This window comes from Bradyrhizobium sp. Ce-3, from assembly GCF_022835695.1.
Lineage (GTDB): Bacteria > Pseudomonadota > Alphaproteobacteria > Rhizobiales > Xanthobacteraceae > Bradyrhizobium.
The window spans coordinates 438,272-444,691 of the sequence record NZ_BQUV01000007.1; the positions used below are offsets into that span (position 1 = coordinate 438,272).

The window sequence follows — 6,420 nt, forward strand, 5'->3', positions numbered from 1 at the left end:
CGCGGAGGCGGGGCTGGCGAACATGGCCCATCGCTCCTTCAAAAAACGAGAACACAATGGCGATGAACGGCAACTGGCGCGATCGCGCCGCGACAAGCTTTCAGTGTCAGAAGCAGCCGGCTACCAGCAGCCGCGGCATGGTGGTGAGCAATCATCCGCTGGCGTCGAGCGCCGGCGCCGAGATGCTGGCTGCCGGCGGCAATGCGATCGATGCGGCGATCGCCACTTTGTTCACGCTGACCGTGGTCGAGCCGATGATGGTCGGCATCATCGGCGGCGGCATGGCGCATATCCGCCTCGCCGACGGCAGCCATCGCTTCATCGACGGCCAGAGCACGGTGCCGAAGGCGGTGCGGCCGGATACCTACACCTCGAAGCCCGGCTCGGCGCATGACGTGTTCGACACCGTCGGCAACGAGAATTTGAACGGCCCGAAGGCGGTCGCGGTGCCGGGCTCGCTGAAGGCCTGGTGCGAAACGCTGCGCCGCTTCGGCACCATGAGCCTCGCCGACGTGATGCAGCCCGCGATCAAGCATGCTGCGCGCGGCTACGCGGCGACGCAATACCTGCACGAATGCATCACCGACAGCGCCACCGAGATGCTGAAGGACAAGCCGATTGCGGCGATCTATCTGCCCGACGGCACGCCGCTGAAGCCGGGCGAGCGCGTGGTGCAGGCCGAATATGCCGAGACGCTGAAATACATCGCCGATCATGGCGACAACGCGCTCTACCAGGGGCCGCTCGGCGACGTCCTGGCCGACTACATGAGGAAGCACGGCGGCTTCGTCGCCCAGGAGGATCTCGCGACCTACAAGACCGTCGAGCGGCAGCCGATCCGCTGCGACTACCGCGGCTGGGAAATCCTCGGGCCGCCGCCGCCCGCGGCGTCGGGCGTGCACATCACCGAGATGCTCAACATCCTCGAAGGCTACGACATCGCCGGCCTTGGCTTCGGCACGGCCGAGACGATCCATCATCTCGCCGAGGTGCTGAAGATCGCCTTTGCCGATCGCGAAGCGGCCAGCGGCGATCCCGCCTATATCAACGTGCCGGTGGAGCAGCTGACCTCGAAGGCCTATGCCGGGGAGCGCCGCCGCGCGATCGATCCCGACCGCGCGCAGGCGTGGGGCGCCGGCGTCACGCAGCTCGAAAGCGCGCACACCACGCACATGACCGCGGCGGATGCGATGGGCAATGTGGTTGCGACCACCCAGACCATCAACAACCTGTTCGGGGCCAAGATCCTGATCCCGGGCCTCGGCACCGTGCCGAACAACTACATGAACCTGTTCGATCCACGGCCGGGGCACGCGCTGTCGCTGGCCGCGGGCAAGCGCGTCACCACCTCGATGTCGCCGATGATGGCGCTGCGCGACGGCAGGCTGGTTTATGCGCTCGGCCTGCCCGGCGGAAAGCGCATCTTCCCGAGCGCGATGCAAGCGCTGATCAATCTGATCGACCACGGCATGGATTTGCAGGAGGCGGTCGAGGCGCCGCGGGTCTGGACCGAAGGCAATGCGCTGGAGGTCGAGCGGGCGGTGCCGGAGAGCATCCGCACTACGCTGTCAGCGAAGGGCCACAGGGTGCAGGTGGTGCCGACGGTTGCCGGCGGCATGAACGCGATCCAGTTTCACGCTGACGGCACCATGACGGGCGCGGCCTGCTGGCGCGCCGACGGCACGCCGATCGGCATTGCCGGCGGTCTGGCTCGCCCGGGCGTGCGGTTTGCGTTGGAGTGAGGCCAACAAAGCTGCATCCTCATCCACAACTGTCGTCGCCCGGCTCGACCGGGCGATCCAGTACGCGGCGGCTTCTCGGCTCTATCGTAACTGTCTCTGGAATACTGGATCGCCCGCCTTCGCGGGCGATGACAGCGTCTTACTTCCTGACGCAGATCACGCGGACCACGGCGGCCTTGGCGTCCGCCGATTCGCCTGACGCGGTGACGCCGTGCGCCTTCAGGAAGTTGCGCACCGTCTCGGCCGGCACCAAAGCGGCCTGCGCCGGCGGCGCCGCGTTTGCGGGGCCCGCCACGATCACGGGCTTCAGCACCGCGAGGCCGGCAAACTTGCCGCTGGCGTCGAGCGCCGCCGCGCCGGAGAACCCGATCGCAGGCGGCGGCGACAGCGCCTGATCACCGCCGACGAGTTGCGCGACCGACGCCTTGACGCTGCTCGCGGCGGCGCCGCCGCCCTGGTTCTGCGGGTCGGCGATGCCGGTGACGTCGAGCGCGGTCTGCGTCGCCTGGCCGGCGATGCCGAGCGGCTTCAGCCCGCGCGCGCCGTAGATGCGCAGCAAAGCGAGATCGTGCTCCTTGTCGGCGGCGACCCGGTCGGCATTGCCGAAACCCGGGATCGTCAGCGCGATGCAGTCGTCGGTCGCGACGCGGTCGGTGACGATGGCGCCGTCGTCGCTGACCACGACGCCGGTGGCGTATTCGACGGTCTTGCGCGGCGGCGGACCGGCCTGCGCGGACGGAAATGCGTTGAAGGCGCTCGACATCGCGATCACCACCGGCTCGACGGTGGTCTGCATCGCCTGATCATAAAGGATGGTGAGGATGCGGACCTCGTCGCCCTTCAAGGTGCCGCGCAGATAGAACTTCTTCAGCCCCTGCATGCCCGACAGTACGAAGAAATCCGGCTTCACCACGGTGTAGTCGATGGTGCGGCCGGCCGGCTCCTTCTTTTCCTGCTCGGCAAGCTTGGCGGTGGTCGGGCTCGCTTCCTTGCGTCGGGTCAGCAGCACCTGCACCGTGCCGGTCGGTGAGGTCCATCTGGCACCGGAGGCGTCGCTGGTGAGCTGCGGCACCAGTTTGGTGGGAATGCCGAGCCGCGCCCCGGTGGCGGGCTCGGTGACGATTCGCCAGCCGACGCTGTCCTGCTTCCGCCGCGCGGTGTCGGCGAGCACGCCGCGCTCCTGCGGGTTCAGCACGCCGGTCGGCTTGCCGCCGCGGTTCTTCTGGAATTCCTTGATCGCATTGACCATGCGCTCGCTGACGTCGCCGGTGATCGCGCCGTTGTATTCGCCGACCCAGGCGAGGTCGGATTGCAGCGCGAGCCGCTCGGCCTGCGCCATCGCATTGGCGGTATCCTCCGGCTTCTGCAGCGCGGGGCGAACCGGCACCGTCGTCACCGCCTTCGGCTTGGCCCCGGCCGTCGTCGGCGGCGTCAGCTGGGCGTTTGCGGCGCCCATGCCTGCGACCGTCACCGCTGCGGCCATCAATGTTGCCGAAAGCATCAATCTCATGACAAATCCGGGGGAAATGACTGATACCATTGACGTCCACGCAATTAAGCACATCTGCTTGGTCGGCAACAACCGCGCTCCGGTTCAGGGAACAGCGCGCAGGACATCGAGATGCTGAGTGCCGACGAACTTGAACGCTATGCCCGCCACATCGTGCTGCGCGAGGTCGGCGGCCCCGGCCAGAATGCGCTGAAACAGGCGTCGGTGCTGGTGATCGGCGCCGGCGGCCTCGGCGCGCCGGTGCTGATGTATCTGGCTGCCGCCGGCATCGGCCGGCTCGGCGTGATCGATGACGATATCGTCTCGCTCTCCAATTTGCAGCGCCAGATCATCCATACGACGTCGGACATCGGCAAGCGCAAGGTCGACAGCGCGGCGGCGCAGATCCACGCGCTCAATCCGCATGTGACATTCGAGGCGCACCCGGTGCGGCTCACCGCCGACAATGCGATGGCGCTGATCGGAAACTACGATCTGGTGCTCGACGGCTCCGACAATTTCGAGACCCGCTACCTCGTCGCCGATGCCTGTTTCCTGGCGAAGCGGCCGCTGATCACGGCGGCGCTCGGCCAGTTCGATGGGTCGCTGACCACGATCCGCGCGCACGAGAAGAATGCCGACGGCGCCTTCAATCCGACCTATCGCTGCCTGTTCCCGGAAGCACCGCCGCCGGGCACGGTGCCGGCCTGCGCCGAGGCCGGGGTGATGGGGGCGCTGGCCGGCCTCATGGGATCGATGATGGCGCTGGAGGCGATCCGCGAGATCGTCGGCTTCGGCGAGGGCCTGGTCGGCCGCCTGCTGATGGTGGATGCGCGCGCGATGCGGTTCGAAACCCTGCGCTACGCGCGCGATCCGCAGAACCCGCTCAATGGTGATGCACCTGGAATCACCGATTTGAGCGTGCATCGCTAGCCGGCTAAGACGCGGTCGCGGGCTTCTCGCTGTCCATGTGCCGCAGGTGCTCCTCCGGATAGCGTCCGCCGGCAGCCGCGCCGGGCGGAAATGCGTCGGCCAGCGCCGCAAGATGGGCCGCGGTCAGTTTCACGTCGAGCGCGCCGAGTGCTTCGGTCAGCCGCTCGCGCCGCCGCGCACCGACCAGCGGCACGATGTCGTTACCCTGCGCGGCCACCCAGGCGATCGCGACCTGCGCCGGGGAGGCGCCGATCTCGCCGGCGATGACGCGCAGCCGGTCCGCGAGCGCGAGGTTGGTGTCGATATTGCCGGCCTGGAAGCGCGGGCTCAGCAGGCGGAAATCCTTCGCTTCCCCGCGGTCTTTCGACCAGTGGCCGCTGATCAGCCCGCGGGCCAGCACGCCATACGCCGTGATGCCGATGCCGAGCTCGCGGCAGGTCTTCAGAATGTCGGTCTCGATGCCGCGCGAGATCAGCGAATACTCGATCTGCAGATCGGCGATCGGATGCACCTTGTGGGCACGGCGGATGGTGTCGGAGCCGACCTCCGACAGGCCGATGTGCCTGATCCAGCCGGCCTTGATCATGTCGGCCATCGCGCCGACCGTGTCCTCGATCGGTACGTTGGGATCGAGCCGCGCCGGGCGGTAGATGTCGATGTGATCGACGCCGAGCCGCTGCAGCGAATAGGCGACGAAATTCTTCATGGCATCGGGCCGGCAGTCATAACCGAGAAAGCCGTAGTTGCGATCGCGCAGCGCGCCGAACTTGACGCTGATCTGCACATTGTCGCGGCCGTGGCCCTTCAGCGCCTCGCCGATCAGCATCTCGTTGTGGCCCATGCCGTAGAAGTCGCCGGTGTCGAGCAGCGTGATGCCGGCCTCGAGCGCGGCGTGGATGGTGGCGATGCTCTCGCGGCGGTCGCTCGGGCCGTAGAAGTCGGACATGCCCATGCAGCCGAGCCCGATCTGCGCGACAACGGGGCCGGTGGAACCAAGTTTGCGTGTGTCCATGGTGGAGTTCCCAAGACGTTGCGGCGGATGATCCGCCGGCAAATGACGCCGCTGATATGGGCCGATCCGGTTTCCGGGATAAGCTGGACAATCCAGAATGGGTTGTTCACTATATCGAACAATGCAGGATTTCGACCTTCGCGACCTCGACGCCTTCGTGGCGATAGCGCGCACGCGCAACTTCCGGCGTGCCGCGCTGGAGAGCCACGTCTCGGTTTCGAGCCTCAGCCAGCGGCTGCGCGACATGGAGGAACGGCTCGGCGTCCGCCTGATGAACCGCACCACCCGCAGCGTCGCGCTGACCGAGGCGGGCGAGCTGCTGCTCGCCCGGGTCGCGCCGGCCATGGTCAACGTCGCCGATGCGATCACCGAGGTGCGCGGCCTGCGCGCCGAGCCGTCGGGGCGGCTGCGCATCAACGCGCCGCCGCCTGCGGTCGATCTCGTGCTGGCGCCGATGATCGCGCCGTTCCTCGCCCGGTATCCGCAGGTCGACCTCGATATCGTCGCCGAGAGCGCGTTCGTCGACATCGTCGCGCAGGGCTTTGACGCCGGCGTGCGCTATGGCGAGCATCTGGCGCAGGACATGATTGCGGTGCCGCTCGGCGCGCCGCAGCGCTACGCGGTGGTGGCGTCGCGCGATTATGTCGCAAAGCACGGCCGGCCGATGCATCCGAAGGATCTGCTGAAGCATGCCTGCATCCGCACCCGCTTCGGCAGTGGTGCGATCTTCGATTGGGAGTTCGAGAAGAACGGCCGCGTCGTCAAGGTCTCGCCGCCGGCCAGGCTGATCGCGACCTATCTCGGCCTCGCGCTGCGCGCGGTTCATGACGGCGTCGGCTATTGGGCGACGTTCGAGGGCTATGTCCGCTACGGCGTGAAATCCGGCGCGCTGGTCAGCGTGCTCGACGATTGGTGCCCGCCGTTCGACGGGCCGTTCCTGTACTATCCGAGCCGGCGCCAGCCGCCGCCCGCGCTCGCCGCGTTCGTGGCGTTCGTCACCGACTGGCGCAAGCAGGCGCGGCGGACGAAGTAAGACGGGCTGTCACCACATCGTCGTCCCGGCGCAGGCCGGGACCCATAACCACATACATAGATTGCCTTGCAGCGCTGGGGCCACAGCTCGTTCCAACAACAAGCCCCTGTGGTTATGGGTCCCTGTGTCTGGAAAGTCTGTCATGATGGGGTGGGCGGGAAGCCGTTGGGTCCTTGGCGCTTGACGCCGTGAGCCGGCTCGGTCTCCCGCC

At 67.3% G+C, this 6,420-nt stretch carries 5 protein-coding genes; 3 read left to right on the forward strand and 2 right to left on the reverse strand.

What is annotated here, in order from left to right:
* Window positions 1-62 precede the first annotated feature (62 nt).
* A complete protein-coding gene (ggt, locus tag BRSPCE3_RS25520) occupies window positions 63-1,742 on the forward strand; it encodes a gamma-glutamyltransferase (RefSeq protein WP_244069062.1) in 1,680 nt (559 codons plus the stop codon).
* 139 nt (window positions 1,743-1,881) lie between these two features.
* Here ggt and BRSPCE3_RS25525 read toward each other — a convergent pair whose 3' ends face one another.
* Window positions 1,882-3,252: a serine protease gene (locus BRSPCE3_RS25525; RefSeq protein ID WP_244069035.1), complete on the reverse strand. Its 1,371-nt coding sequence runs from the start codon at window positions 3,250-3,252 to the stop codon at window positions 1,882-1,884.
* Between the two features lie 111 nt (window positions 3,253-3,363).
* Here BRSPCE3_RS25525 and BRSPCE3_RS25530 point away from each other — a divergent pair, with 111 nt between their 5' ends.
* Window positions 3,364-4,164 (forward strand): molybdopterin-synthase adenylyltransferase MoeB, encoded by an 801-nt coding sequence (locus BRSPCE3_RS25530; protein WP_244069036.1) that lies wholly within the window; start codon window positions 3,364-3,366, stop codon window positions 4,162-4,164.
* 4 nt (window positions 4,165-4,168) lie between these two features.
* Here the strand turns inward: BRSPCE3_RS25530 and BRSPCE3_RS25535 are convergent, their stop codons facing one another.
* Entirely contained in the window at window positions 4,169-5,176 is a 1,008-nt protein-coding gene (locus tag BRSPCE3_RS25535; RefSeq protein ID WP_244069037.1) for an aldo/keto reductase, read from the reverse strand.
* A gap of 121 nt (window positions 5,177-5,297) precedes the next feature.
* On the opposite strand from BRSPCE3_RS25535, the gene BRSPCE3_RS25540 reads away from it, so the two are divergent.
* Window positions 5,298-6,209 (forward strand): LysR family transcriptional regulator, encoded by a 912-nt coding sequence (locus tag BRSPCE3_RS25540; protein WP_244069038.1) that lies wholly within the window; start codon window positions 5,298-5,300, stop codon window positions 6,207-6,209.
* The last annotated feature ends 211 nt before the right edge of the window (window positions 6,210-6,420 follow it).